Annotated in this window: 11 protein-coding genes; 6 read left to right on the top strand and 5 right to left on the bottom strand. The window is 60.3% G+C overall.

All coding sequences use genetic code 11. The annotated features are described in order from the left end of the window. Window positions 1-37 precede the first annotated feature (37 nt). Window positions 38-1,105 (top strand): 2Fe-2S iron-sulfur cluster-binding protein, encoded by a 1,068-nt coding sequence (locus tag AC1RZR_RS36800; RefSeq protein ID WP_481829843.1) that lies wholly within the window; start codon window positions 38-40, stop codon window positions 1,103-1,105. Window positions 1,106-1,274: 169 nt separating this feature from the next. Here the strand turns inward: AC1RZR_RS36800 and AC1RZR_RS36795 are convergent, their stop codons facing one another. The 5 genes from AC1RZR_RS36795 to AC1RZR_RS36775 form a co-directional block, all read right to left on the bottom strand. After that, window positions 1,275-1,658 (bottom strand): hypothetical protein, encoded by a 384-nt coding sequence (locus AC1RZR_RS36795; RefSeq protein WP_481829842.1) that lies wholly within the window; start codon window positions 1,656-1,658, stop codon window positions 1,275-1,277. A gap of 441 nt (window positions 1,659-2,099) precedes the next feature. After that, the gene (locus tag AC1RZR_RS36790; protein ID WP_481829841.1) at window positions 2,100-2,603 is read right to left on the bottom strand and encodes a DUF3830 family protein; all 504 of its coding nucleotides are present in this window, start codon (window positions 2,601-2,603) and stop codon (window positions 2,100-2,102) included. 140 nt (window positions 2,604-2,743) lie between these two features. Then, window positions 2,744-3,934 (bottom strand): UxaA family hydrolase, encoded by a 1,191-nt coding sequence (locus tag AC1RZR_RS36785; RefSeq protein WP_481829840.1) that lies wholly within the window; start codon window positions 3,932-3,934, stop codon window positions 2,744-2,746. Next, a complete protein-coding gene (locus AC1RZR_RS36780) occupies window positions 3,931-4,230 on the bottom strand; it encodes a UxaA family hydrolase (RefSeq protein ID WP_481829839.1) in 300 nt (99 codons plus the stop codon). Before AC1RZR_RS36780 ends, AC1RZR_RS36785 begins: the two co-directional genes overlap by 4 nt. A gap of 112 nt (window positions 4,231-4,342) precedes the next feature. Next, on the bottom strand, window positions 4,343-4,942 hold the full coding sequence (locus tag AC1RZR_RS36775) for an RraA family protein (protein ID WP_481829891.1): 600 nt from the start codon (window positions 4,940-4,942) through the stop codon (window positions 4,343-4,345). A gap of 834 nt (window positions 4,943-5,776) precedes the next feature. On the opposite strand from AC1RZR_RS36775, the gene AC1RZR_RS36770 reads away from it, so the two are divergent. Genes AC1RZR_RS36770 through AC1RZR_RS36750 form a run of 5 tightly spaced genes read left to right on the top strand, consistent with a single transcriptional unit; the run spans window position 5,777 to window position 12,954 of the window. Next, window positions 5,777-7,156 (top strand): metallophosphoesterase, encoded by a 1,380-nt coding sequence (locus AC1RZR_RS36770; RefSeq protein WP_481829838.1) that lies wholly within the window; start codon window positions 5,777-5,779, stop codon window positions 7,154-7,156. A 3-nt stretch (window positions 7,157-7,159) separates the two neighbouring features. Then, window positions 7,160-8,188 (top strand): GTPase-associated system all-helical protein GASH, encoded by a 1,029-nt coding sequence (locus AC1RZR_RS36765; protein ID WP_481829837.1) that lies wholly within the window; start codon window positions 7,160-7,162, stop codon window positions 8,186-8,188. Beyond that, a complete protein-coding gene (locus AC1RZR_RS36760) occupies window positions 8,188-9,246 on the top strand; it encodes a TRAFAC clade GTPase domain-containing protein (protein WP_481829836.1) in 1,059 nt (352 codons plus the stop codon). The genes AC1RZR_RS36765 and AC1RZR_RS36760 overlap by 1 nt, the downstream gene beginning before the upstream one ends. Further along, the gene (locus AC1RZR_RS36755) at window positions 9,243-10,334 is read left to right on the top strand and encodes a TRAFAC clade GTPase domain-containing protein (protein WP_481829835.1); all 1,092 of its coding nucleotides are present in this window, start codon (window positions 9,243-9,245) and stop codon (window positions 10,332-10,334) included. The genes AC1RZR_RS36760 and AC1RZR_RS36755 overlap by 4 nt, the downstream gene beginning before the upstream one ends. Window positions 10,335-10,338: 4 nt before the next feature. After that, a complete protein-coding gene (locus AC1RZR_RS36750; protein WP_481829834.1) occupies window positions 10,339-12,954 on the top strand; it encodes a GAP1-N1 domain-containing protein in 2,616 nt (871 codons plus the stop codon). The last annotated feature ends 538 nt before the right edge of the window (window positions 12,955-13,492 follow it).

Below are 13,492 nucleotides of genomic sequence, written 5' to 3'. Positions count from 1 at the left end.
CCGGCATGCCGGTCGCCATATGATTGTACCACAACCAATGCTTCACCACCTGACAGTTAGCCAGATCCACCGGGAGACGCCTGATGCCGTTTCCCTGGTATTCGACATCCCGAAAGCGCTGAAGTCTCATTTCGCATTTCAGCCGGGCCATTATCTCACCTTGGAAGCTGAGATCACGGGGGAGCGCGTGAGGCGCGCCTATTCGATATGTTCAGGGTTGGACGACGATGAAATCAGGGTTGCCGTAAAAGAGATCGAAGGGGGGCGGTTCTCCGCTTTCGTGAACCGTTTCCTTAAGCCTGGGGACGTCTTGGGGGTGATGGAACCGAGAGGTCGCTTCGTTTTGCCATCGTCTCCAAAAGAGGGTCGAACTTTGCTTGCCGCTGTAGCGGGCTCCGGGATAACCCCGGTCTTGTCGATGGCTAGATCGGTGTTGAGTAGAGAGCCCTGTAGTCGCTTTGTTTTGCTCTGCGGCAACAAGCGGCAGTGCGACATTCTTTTCCGAGCCCAGATAACAGATCTTCAGAAGCAATTTTCCCCTCGCCTTGTGGTGCGTCATATCTTGTCCCGTGAAAACGCCGGCCAGGAATTCGGGCACGGCAGGATAGATGGCGACAAACTAACCGATATTCTCAGCGAGTTGGATATTCCGGTGTCGCTGGTCGATCATGCGCTACTATGCGGGCCACTCAAAATGGTTGCGGATCTACGCGCGGCGCTGCAACAGCACGGTCTGCAGTCACACAAGATCCTCTCTGAATCCTTTAGTTCGGATGCTGCCACGACGTCAGTTCACGAGATCTTGTCAGACGAACCTGCACGCCAGAGGCAAGTAGAAATTTGGCTGGACCGCCAGAGCACGACAGTCGAAACCCATCCCGGCGAGACTATCGTTGCCGCCGCACGCCGGCAGGGTGTGGACGTTCCGTTCTCCTGCGGGGGTGGCACTTGTTGTTCCTGCGTCGCCAAAATCGTCGAGGGTAGTGTCGCGATCGAATCCGATGCGGCGCTCGAGGCGTGGGAGCGAGAAGCAGGTTTTGTGCTGACTTGCCAATCACGCCCCACTAGCGACCGAGTCGTGGTGGACTATGACGCCGCATTGTAAGGTAGTCATGGAGCGATGACGCGATCGCCAGGCGCGCCAACAAGCTCGATGAACTGGCGGGGGTTCTCCAGCCAGCGGTGATTGCTTCGTCCCGATCGGCACGCGCGGGATTGATGTGCTGCGAGTCAAGCGTCCCTTGGACTTCGTTCGGGTCAGCACTTCGCCGCCGTCAGACCGAGAGGGCGGCGCCGGTGAGGGTGACGCCCAGGCTCAAATGCATCAGCGCGCCGCACAAGGTCAGCACGTTGGGGCGACCGGCCTCTAGCGGCCGGCGTTGATGGCTGGTGAAGTCGATCTTGCCCGGCTGGGCGGTTGTAGATAAATTCGGTCGTGTCAAGCAGGACTGGGATCGGACCTTCGGCGTAGCTGACATCTGATCCAGCAACCGGTTGCTGCCGACGGGCCAGACGCTTGCCGGGAAGGGCCGCAGAAAGCACTTCGTCCGCCAAGCGTCATCGCTATTGCTGGTCTTCTCTCGCATCGTGACGCCTCCGCGATTGGGCGTCACGTTGCTTGGGAAGCTATGCTCGACGACACGGTCGAGATTGACCATTCCCGTCCCCGTGGACGACCTTGAAAGCGGCCGGGACCCATTTCTCGGAGGGGTCGAGCGCGCCGTTCATGGCGATGGTGCGGCGCCCAAAAGGACGTCACTCCCAGCGATGCTCCCGGCGACGCGTGGGCTGCAGCCGTGCCGACTTTTCACTGCGTGCGACCCACCAGGCAGTCGAAACACAGATCGAGCCCCAGCCCATTCTATGAGCGATGAGGCAAAGCCTTCATGGCCATAGGCCAGAGCTTTGCCAAACATGAGACCTGAAGCACCTGCCACGAATATGTCCGCGACACTGTTCACGTCAATTCGGTGGAGTGCTTTATGTCCCGCGTCCGGCGGGCCGTCGCTGGCGTTTTCACCATATCAGCCCGCAGCATACGGCAATCACTAATGGCGATGATGAGGATTGTCGCGCGGAACGAATCCCTTCAGCTAGGCTTAGTCTCCAGTCGCAGCCTCCAAGAACAGCTGCTCCCCCTTGGCGCCTGAGAACCAGACGTCGGTGCATGCGTGGGTAAACTGCTCAACGCTAAGGATATCAACGGGAGTGGCGAAGATGTTCCCAGCATGGGCGCCGGATGGTCCACTAGTCAGATTGCTGCCTCTGTCGTAAAAATAGGCTAGGTCAATCAGTCCCCTCGAGATATCCATGTTGCTAACGCCATGCGGCGGTCGAGCTTGGGACGGTTCAATCGGTAGATACATTAAATCTCCCGGCGCCGGATAAAGGCATTTCCATTCTTCTCTATAGATTTCATCACGAACAGGCAGGAGTGTATATATCTCGTTGTTCGCCCATTTGGCATGCCACACCTGTCCTTCGATTGGGAGACGCTTGCATACTGCCGCGCATGTCCATGGAGACTTGTCTGGGCGCAACTTCAGTTTTATTGACACGCCCCTAGCTCGCAACCCCAGTCTAAGGTACTCAAGTTCTGACATAGATATCTCCATATGAGCGGGACTCTTTGGGCCTGAATATTCTGCTCACTGCAAGCCAACTGGAGCGCTGCGTGCATGTGGGTGACCGGGCGAGCGACTTCCGCCAGTGATCACGACCCGGTCAGAAATTGGTTGCTCCTTCACGCAGCAGGCAGGCACGACGGCCCAAGCGGCTCGAAACTTTTGTAGGTTAATATAAACTCCTGGTGGCCGAGCTCCTCGGACCGCGTGCGAGCGCCTTCGCCAAGCGAAACCACCAAGTCGCGAATCTCATGGCCCACCTCGTCAATAGAGGCCTCACTGCGCAGGATTCTACCGGCGTTAACGTCCATGTCATCCGCCATTCGGTCGTAGGTCTCCGGATTGGCGCATATTTTTATGACAGGCGAAATGGCAGAGCCGACGACGGATCCACGGCCAGTGACAAACAGATTGACATGCGCACCGCAAGCCATCAGTTCTGCGATTTCCGCATTGTCGTTGATGTTGGGGAAGCCGAAGCGGACCTCGCCGTCTGGCACAACGTCGAGCAGATAGAGCCCTCCTCGCGGGGGAAGATTGCCAGGCTTTAGCATGCCGGAAATCGGTGAAGCGCCGGACTTGGCGTAGGCGCCCAGCGACTTTTCTTCGATGGTACTTAAACCACCTGTGGCGTTGCCGACGGCGAAAGAGCCGTAGCCGAGCGTCGCATAGTAGCGCGCCGCCTTGGCTACGCTGTCTATCAGCGATTGTCCCAGTTCAGCGGTGTTCGCGCGAGCGGCCATGATGTGCTCGCAGCCGATCAACTCCCCCGTTTCCTCGAAGATGCAGGCGGCGCCGTCGCCGATCAGCAGATCAAAGGCGCGACCCGCCGCCGGATTGCCGGTAATGCCACTGGTCCCATCCGAGCCGCCGCAGATTGTACCGACGACGAGCTCGCTCACCGCCATATCGACAGGGCTCTGCGCGTCAAGAAGGGCGCGGGTGCTCTGCACCCAGGCGCGGCCCTGCTCGATCGTAGTACGTGTGCCACCGACTGCTTGAATGGTGAGCACTTCCGTTGGGCGGCCCGACTGGCGGATCGTAGCGGCAAGGCGATTCTTATCCATGCACTCGCAGCCAAGCGAAATTAGAAGCGCGGCACCGACGTTCGGGTGCGTACAGAGCCGCTCGAGCATCAGTCGCGCATAGTCATTCGGGTAACAGCCGGGGAAGCCAATGACCTGTATGTCGCGTCCCTCGAAGGACCGCGCGATTTCGCGCGCCACATGGTGCGCGCATTCGACCGTATAGACGACAACGAGCACGTTGCGGATGCCCTTGCGACCGTCGTCACGCAAATAGCCTTTCATAGTGTGTCCTTCGGCAGCGTATAAGTGGGGATGTAAGCGCTAGCGATATTGTGCGTGTGGACATGAGCCCCGAGCGCGATCGCCTCGGTTGCGTAGCCGATCGGCGCGCCAAGTTTTATGATTTTCTCGCCCGCCGCGATCGCGGCTCGCGCCACCTTGTGGCCGAGAGGGATGTCGGCTGAAACCTGCACTCGAACGCCTGACACGGCGACGATGTCGCCGCTCCTAAGCCGCGTGCGTACCGTGGCGACGTTGTCAGCCATATTTAGGATCAGCAGCTTCGGATCGTCACGCATGCCGGACCACCGCGAACTTGCTTGCTGGAACTTGAGCTTGGTTCAGCGCAGGCTGTTTTCCGTGTAACTGAACGGCGGCGGCCATCTTGAAGATTTTCATAGTCCTGCCGTCTCAAAATTTACCGTGCTGGAGATAAGCTTCCTGCGGGTCGACACCAGCTAGGATCGCCTTGCGCACAAGATTTTCGGTGGTGATCGCCGTCTCGGCCTTTTCGAGGACTTCGCCGACCGACGCTTTTGGAATGCGCAGGAGGCCGTCGCGGTCGCCAAGCACGTAATCGCCTGGCGCCACCGTGACGTCGCCGATCCGGATTTCGATGTTCACACACTTGGGCAGCCAGTGGCCGACAATGTCGCGCGGCGTGTAGCCCCGAGACCAGGACGGAAATCCTATTTCGAGCAGAAAGTTGGTGTCACGAATAAACCCGTCGGCTACGCAACCGAGGACCCCCTTGTTTTTCAGTGTCTCTGCGGAGAGTTCGCCCATATGCGCGACGATCCTGTCATTAGGCTGCGATACCCAGACGTGGCCCGTCGGCGCCTTAGAGAGCAGGCCGGTCCAGGCGAGCAGGGTCTCGTGCGCATCGGTAGGGCTGGCTTCGCCTTCGACGGTAAAGGCCGGACCGCAAATGACGCCCGCTGGATCAAGCGGCCTGAGCTCGTGGGGAAACGTGAAATCGCGAAAACCCATGGCGCGCATGACGTCGTGCACGACACCAGTGTAGCACCGCCCTAGGCGCCCGGTGATATCTGTCACGGCAAAATCCTTCGATTGTGAACCAAGGCGATTTTCGGTCGCCCGAAGACAAGCGGGAGCACGAGGGAGGGATAGTCAGGGAGCGGCATTCCGGCGACCCCTTCCAACTTCCCCTGCATCACGGCGACTCTACCTCCAACCCACTCACTATTGGAACATCGTTCAATCTGATACAAGTATTCCATTAGCATCATGCCATTTTTGCGTCAAGGCGGCCTTCGGCCGGCGTAGCCGGCGATTTTGTTGCAACAGCGCTCATCACAGCCGTCAACATGTCCGAGGTACGCTCCTCGCACGTGCCTCAGCCCGGCTTTAGGCGCACGCGCGGGATGCTGGTCTTGAAAAGACGCGAACGGCGCACACCCAAGATCTCAAACGAGCAGATGACGAAGCTCCAGGACCAATCGGGTGAGATCGCCCGCGGAGCTTGCAACCATCGCCGGCAAAAATGTTCCTAACGCGACTAAAATCCATGGGGTATCCCGCCCGCTCGCCGTGCATCGCCATGAATTGCAGTTTGCGAACGGCCGTTGCCTTCTAGGAAGGGATGGAGCGGGTTCTAATTCTGCAGATTGGGTCTTCTAGAAGAAACGAAAAATGTCACCAGCTGCATAGCAATCGCCTAAGTGCATCGACCCTAAAGCAAGGTCGGCAGACCTTTCTCGGACTAGATCGTCTGGAGGCGAGGCATTCATTTGGTGAACCGCTGGCATCAGCCGCTTGGACCCACTATGTTCCGGCATGCGAGGGAAAATAGAGCTATATTGGCTCAGCTTGGGGGAAGACAACTTGAAGGCAGTATTCGTTCACCTGTCCGATATCCATTTCGGCCAGGAAAAGGACGGCGGCACCAACGCTGAGAACGCGGACGCGAAGAAACGGCTAATTGAGGACGCGCGTGTTGAGGTCAGCAAGCTAGGCGGCAAGGTTCATGGTGTGATCGTGACCGGCGACATCGCCTATTCCGGTAATGAGGACGAATACAAACTTGCGGGGCAATGGCTCGCCGACCTCACCGATGCGATCGGTTGCGAGCGGTCTGACGTTCAGATGATCCCGGGAAACCACGACATTGATCGCGGCAAAATCACGGACATGATAGAGACAGTCCTCTTCGCGATCCGCGAAGGTGGAGACGAATGGCTCGACCGAAACCTCGACAACCAGGACAGCTGCAAGGTTCTCTATGAGCGGTTCGACGCGTACAAGGGCTTTGCCCTCGATTATCGCTGCGAGCTCGATCTCAATGGCGGAATCTCTACCAGCGCAAGGCTCGAATTAGCCCCGGGGCGCGCCGTCCGGTTTGTACGGCTGAACTCTGCCCTGATCTGCTCTAGCAAGAAGGAGGAGGGCAAGCTGATCCTTGGCGCGCGGCAACGGACACTACCCATGGAAGAAGGAGAGGAGTTCGTTGTGCTATCCCACCATCCGCTCCACTGGTTCCAAGATTCCGAAAAAGCGCGTGGATTCCTGCAGGGACGTGCCCGCGTTTTCATCTCTGGACACGAGCACTTCCCAAAGCTCGAGATCGTCGATGTAGAGAACGGCTGTCAGTTGATGATGCTCGCTGCCGGCGCTACCGCACCCGACCAGATCGACGACCGTTACACGTACAAATACAACATTCTTGCATTTGAGTGGGACGGAGAGAACGACGCCCTTGCTGTCTCCCTTAACCCTCGGACCTGGGATGGAAGTGTCGCTCGGTTCCGGCGGGACGACGAGTTCATGGATGGCAAAGACGAACGCCAGGTCCTTGGATCGCCCAACTTCCGAAAGGCCCCGAAGCCATCCGTCCACGAAGAGCTGGCCGCAGCTGTTGGGGACCTCGTCGAGGAGCCGTTGGCTGCAGCCGGGAGCGAGGCGCCGGAAGACGAGCATCCTGCAGCCACACCGGCCCAGACTGGAGAAGCAGGCGAGGCTGGCATCGAGCGGGTTGAGGCTGAGCCCTCGCAGGACGTTCGAGATCTGCAACTCCGATTCTTCCAGGAGCTTTCGCAAGGCGCCCGGCTGACAGCGTTCGTCGAGTTCGGCGTCGTCGCCCAGATCAAGGGCAGGATCGATCACGCGATGGAGAGGCGCTTGTTCCGGCGCGCTGTCCGTCAGGGAATGGCCAAGGAGATCGAGCAGCTGCTCGACGAGGCCAAGTCAGGAAAAGGGGGGCTCTGAAGAATGAGCATTATGGCCAAGTATGCCCAGATAATTTGGGCGGAACCGACCAACCAAGATGTCCAAGACCGAAACAAGGCGGTGGAGACGCTCCGCGCGCAGATTTTGGGAAAGGCGACCCACAAGGCAATCGAGCTCGCCGCGGTGATTGCCGGCGGATTTGGTGGCACAGAACTTCCCGAGGGCCTTGCCCGGCAGGTCGAGACCGCCATCAGCGACGAAAGCGCGGCCTTTGTTCTGAAGGGTAAGGAACTGCAGGCGCACGTTTGTCTAGCGGTCGCCGCGCTCTCTGCCGTGCAGGGTCCGGTCGACGAAAGCTTTGGATGGACCACAGCGGATGCCCTAGCAGCATCGCTCTGGTCGGCTCTGACTCTGCAGGACCAGTCCGATCACGCGAAGCTCGAGGAACTGAGGAAGGACCTGATCGAGGCTTGTCGCACAAGGGTCGGGCGGGTCGCGAAGACCGCTCGTAGGCGCGTGGATGTGCCCGATGTCGGCACGCTCACGATTCCCGACAGCGATCCGGCGGGTAGCCGCGCTAACGTTGCCTACAGGAAGGCGACCGCGCCCGTGATCGCAGCGTTGAAGACCAACCAGGAGCTTGATCACGAGGAGATCGACTTCCTATGGTGGGCCACCGCGGACTACAGCGAGATTCTCGATTGTGCGCTTGGCGATCGGGAGCCTTTTACACGGGCGATCGCGAGCGGCCTCGAAGGCGCGACCATGTTGTGCCGCTTGCCTAGCGATGGCCTCCGTCACGCCGTCCTCCGTCAGGTGGGCACCTCCGAGAGTATGTCGCTCGCCGACCTGATCGTATCACTCGCCGAATGGCGGACGAAGCTGCGCGAACCGCATGTCAATGGCTGGGCAACCGACTTCCCGCTGGTGTTTCCCCTTATCTGCTCGCTCATCGCTGACGAGCACCAGCCTGCCATAGCCGTCGAGCTCGACGCTCGCGGCTGGGGTGCGCGTGCACTGCTCGAGGCTTCGATCGTGGCGATGGAAGACCGATTTGCTGGAGCCGCTTGATGCGCGGGCCTTGTGAGAACTCGAACTGCACGTTTAACGCGACCGGATCGTGCGTCGTTGGCAACCCGCCGGAGGATTGCTCTCATCGTCCTGTCATCGAGAACGGCGAGGACGATGATCACGAGGACGAGGCGCTGGACGAGGCCGAGGTTGAAGAGGCCAATGAGGGGGCGGACGGTAGCATCGCGACCGGCCTAGGCGGCGCCGTCCTATCAGCGCCCGATGATGACCTGCCCACTTTTCCAGCAAGCCGCACGCTCGGGATTCAGCAGGCCAATGCGATGATGGAGGATCGGCCAACCTGCCTCGTCGGCATTGTCGGCCTTGCGGGCGCGGGCAAGACGGCGGCGCTTGTCAGTGCCTACCTGATGCTCGCCCAAGGGCAGTTCGAAGGATTCTCCTATGCAGACAGCGATACACTTCGCGCGTTCGAGGAGATAGCGAGGGCGAGCAGGACGTGGGACAGGGGCAATCCGCCTGAGCAGATCACAAGCCACACGACCCTTTCGAATGACCGTGAGGCCGGCTTCCTCCATCTCCGGCTACGTCGGAACTCTGACGATCGCCTCTTCGACATCCTGCTCCCTGATCTTCCGGGCGAGTGGTCCCGTGCGTTGATCGACCGCACGGACGAGGACCGCCTGAACTTTCTCGGCGCGGCCAGTGTGATCTGGCTGATGGTCGATGGCCGGCAGTTCGCGGATGATGGGCGGGTCGCCAACGCACGCTACCGTGCGACCCTCTTGATAGAGCGTCTGGCGAATCTGCTTGGAAATCGTCGTCCTCGGATCATCGTCGTCCCGACCTGGCAGGACAAGCAGCCGTTTCCACAGGACGAGGCCGATCGTCTGGCCGCTTGCGGGGCTGGCTTCGGCTTCGATTTGGAAACAGTACCCATCGCGTCCTTCTCCTGGAACGAGGAGATGGACCCTGGCCACGGTATTCCGAAGCTATTTGCCCATTCCCTGGCGGCGCGGCCCAGCCCGCCAGAGTTCTGGCCGGAGACCGATCGTAACGACGGTGGTAGGCAGTTAGCGGCGTTTCGGAGGCAACCATGAACAAGGGCTCGATCATGCTCGTCGGTGGTCCAGCGTCCGGCAAGACGAATTATATCGCCCGGCTTTGGCTCGCCTTCATGGCAAGGAAAGGCCGGCTGCGTGCGCAGAAGCTCCCCAAGAACATCGAATACGTGAACGAGGCGGTCCAGCACCTGCTCGCGCGCAAGTTCGCGCCGAGGTCCGAGCGCAATATGGAGGAAAGTGGGCGCCGCGACTTCGTCGTCAAGGTGCGTGGGAATGACGGCGCGGGTCCGGAGCGGGACATCACCGTCCCGGACATCACCGGCGAGCTCTGGAGGCGCGCGATCAATTCCTACGAGCTACCGCAGGGATGGCTGGATGCGCTCGCGGCCTCGTCGTCCGCGATCCTCTTCGTGCGCGCGCACTCGAAGCTGAACCTCCAGCCGATGGATTGGGTGACCGCGCGTGACCTGCTCATGGGGCACAGCGACGAGGACGACGACGACGAGGAAGATGACGGCTACGGAGACGACGAGGACGAGCACGGGAATCCGATTCCGGCTCACGCCGCGGCAGCGGCCGACGGGGATGTTGCCGTCGAGCCAATTCAAGCGCAGCATGCCGAGGCCCAGGTCGAGCATCTGCATGGCGGCGGGGGTGACGCCGACACCCTTGGGACTGATGCGGGAGAGCAGGAATCGGAGGAGGTGGTCATCAAGAAGGACGGCCTCCCCGCGCAGGTAGGATTCTGCGAACTTGTCCGCTATCTCACGCTCACGCTGGCAGACTGGCCGGACGGCGCGAAGCCGCGCTTGGCAATCGTGGTGACGGCGTGGGACATGCTCGACACCGAGGCTAAAGCGGCCGGTCCTATGAGCTATCTCGAGGACCAATTCCCGATGTTCGCTGGTAGGCTGAAGACTCCAGGTCGTCTCGACGTCGAGGTTTTCGGAATGTCCATCGTGGGCGGCAACCTGCGAGGCACTGCCAACAGGCACTTCCGCGATTCGCTGAAGAAGCGTGACCTTTCGGAGGTCGGCTACACGGCGGTCATGCGTGAGGGTGTCGTGGTGGAGGACCCTGACGTAACGCTGCCGCTCGCGTGGGCACTCGGGGACCGAGGGTAGGCGGATGATCGTCGATCAGCAGCTGCATGGATACAATCACGGGCACGAGCTGCTGTCCGGATCCATCACGCTGCCTCCCCGAGATCAGGATCTCGTCGATCGTCTGTCAGACATCGCCGGCCCAATCGCGCCCGGCGAGAAGATTCCCCCGTATATCACGTGTTACCCACTGCCGAGTGGATCGCATTATGTGGTCGCCAGGACCTGGCATGATCGGGAGGCGCCACGGGCTGGGTGCGTCCGCACCCGGTCGCTTTTGATCCCGATGGCAGAATGGACCTCTGTTGCGGATCCGTCGGCATTGGTAGCGCTGGCCACCGACGCCGGGCCGACCCAAAAAATGAAGAGGCTCTCGGTCGAACCGGGTCCCGCAAAGCCGTCGCCGCCCGTGGAAACAGCCGGAGCCGAGCTCTTGGAAGCCCTTTTTCTCGAGCACTCAGTGTCGGTAGCCGTATTCGGCTCCAAATCGGCCGAGCTCATCGCGCTGCGGATCCTGACTGCGATCTGGCCCTCGATGCGCCGCCGCTTCACCGTGTCGACCTTCTGCAATTCCCCCCGGACGATCTCCAAGAAGAGCTTCGACCTAGTGTTCGCCCCCGTCGAAGCGCGGTCGCGCTTCTCAGACTGGAAGGGACGACGCGTCGATGGTATTCGGGCAGGCCCGTTGCGGCATCGGTGGTCCTCGAGGATCGCGGAGGAGGTCTTCCGGGCACCATACCCCTCGCTTTCGGCGCTTGATACGTTCGGGGAGATGGCGGAAGACGAGAAGGGAAGCGAGGAGGCGCTTCGTCTGTCGCTATTGTGGGGTGAGCTTGCCGACAAGGTGGGATCGGAGCCGCACGCGGCGCTCGGCCTGCTCGATATCGCGAATACCAGGATGTCGCGTCGGTCTGAGCTCATTACCGAGCTCGCGCCAGTCCTGGCAAGGGCTGCGACGACGGCGGTGTCCGCTATGGCACCATCCGAGGCCTGGCGGTTTCTCCAAGTACTGATCGGGAAACTCGGCGAGACACGCTGGCGCCTATCCCTGATTCGCTCTGTGAGATCCTCGACGGTGGCGCTCGCGCAGCGGCATCCGATCGAGGCGGTAGAGGCCATTCCTCATTTGCTAAAGGACGGCGGCGAATTCCTCCTCAGCGGAATCGCCGCGGGCGTTGCGAAGGCAGACGCATTCGAGCGCGTAGCGAGTAGCCTGACTAGTCTCTCGGGAGATGCCCTGCTACGAACGGTGCTGGCGGCGCCGGAACTGATCGTCCGGCTCCTGGAAGATGACTATGGTGTCGAGCCGTCACTGGTAGTGAGTATCGGCGGCGCCAACGGGGACGAAATTGCGGAGGCACGCAAGCGCATCTTGCCGCAGCTCGTCGACGACCGACACGCAGGGGTGCTCGGCGCACTGCTGGCGAACGCCGGCGCACCCACGATCGTGATCGAGGCGGAACGGCTGAGAAACGCTAATCACCTCACGGCCGTCGCTTTGAACAGCGTGCTCGTGGATGCTGCGCAGCGAGAAGGCGGAGCGACCGCTTTGCGGGACGTGGCCGCAAAGGCACGCCAGTCGCAGGCCTCGAACTCGATGCTGCGCCAGCTCCTCGGGTCGAGCGTCGCGGACGTTCGCTGGATACTCGACACGATGGAGAAGGCAGATGCACGTCGCCCAATGCTGCTCGCGGACGTGCTCACAAGCGCATCGAACGAGCAATTGCGGTCCATCTTCGGACAACCGGGCATGCTTTCGGACGTGCTTGTGCTGGCCGGGGATTTGCCCTCTGCGACCGAAGTATTGGCCCGCATCGTCGAGAATGTCCGGCTGCAGCCTGCGGATCACATTGAGCTCGTTATGCGGATTCTACCTCGCATCGATGGCCCGAGAGCGGGGTCGATCGCCGTTTCCGGACTGGAGGCGGCGCTTCCCAAGAAGCTCGTGGCCGAGCGAGAGCGTATAGTCTCGACCCTGCTCAATCGCGCCGCAGCGCAGCTTGACGGCGCGCGCGTTCTGAAGATTGGCGCCGGCCAAGGTGTGCCGGCGGAGTTGGCGAGCAGCAACCTAATGCTGTTCGACGGGTCACCTCCATCGGTGCGTGCAAAGTTTCTCGAGAACCCGATCGCGCTTGCCGACACGGTGGTCAGTAGGAGGACGCTTGACCTGTCCTATCAGGGAGGAGAGGCTGTTGGCCGCTTGCTATGGGATTCGGATCCAGTCAATCACCGCGGTTTCCTACTGGCTTCGTCGAAACTGCTCTCATTCGCGACCAACGTGAAGGCGGAGGCGGCGTCTCCCATCATCGCCTCCGCATTCCCCTCCGTGTATCGCGAACTCCAGAAGGAAAGCCTTCCAGATTTCCTCTCCTACGTGTTCCCGTTCGTGGATTGGGATCGCTGCAAGGTTGCGCGGCACGAGCTCGCGCGATCGTTCCTGAACTCGAACTGGCGGCCAAGGGACATCGCGCTGGCAGCGGCCCGTGCCGGCGATGCTGGTCGGATCATCAGGAGCATTGCGAAGCGAGACGACGGATTTCGTGCCATCAACTCGATCGAGCGCGAGGCGAACTCGCTTCCGGATCCCTGGAGACATCAGGTGAAGAAGGCAATCAAGGATCTCCGGAACGATCCGCCATAGCGGAAGCTGCTGTCCGACATGAGACGAATTGAACGGCAACATTGTGCCATAGCTGCCCGAAAAGCTGCCAGTCCGATAGCGGCCCGTTCCAGCTATTGCTAATGCTCGCCGAACTGCGGAATGGGCAGGGCTATTGACAACGCACTCTGAATGTTCGCCTTTTGTGCCTCGAAAGTCGCATAATTGGCAGCCTGGTGTGACGTCCGGAATTATTGGGCATTTCACGGGGTTTACCAGTCCGGAATTGTGGGTTGCTGGCGGGCGGGCTATGCGATTGAAAACAGGAGCGTTTTCTGGCTGTGGGTAGGGGTTTCCGATCCTCAGACCGAGTTTACCAATGGCCTTAATGACAGTTAATTCTGGATTGGCATTAAGTGATTGGATTTGCGCAGAATATAGCCGCCCTTATTGGTAAACCCGCTCACGGTCGACAACGGATTGGTCAACCCAGGACGACAGGATTGGTAAACCGGAGCCGCCCTATCGACAAAGGTCCAGCTCTGGGCATTCACTGTCGCCAGTAAGCAGATATTCGGGC

The sequence above is a fragment of the Mesorhizobium bavaricum genome (assembly GCF_056781655.1).
Note: the sequence above shows the minus strand (reverse complement) of the source record. Positions and strands in the feature narration are given on the sequence as shown.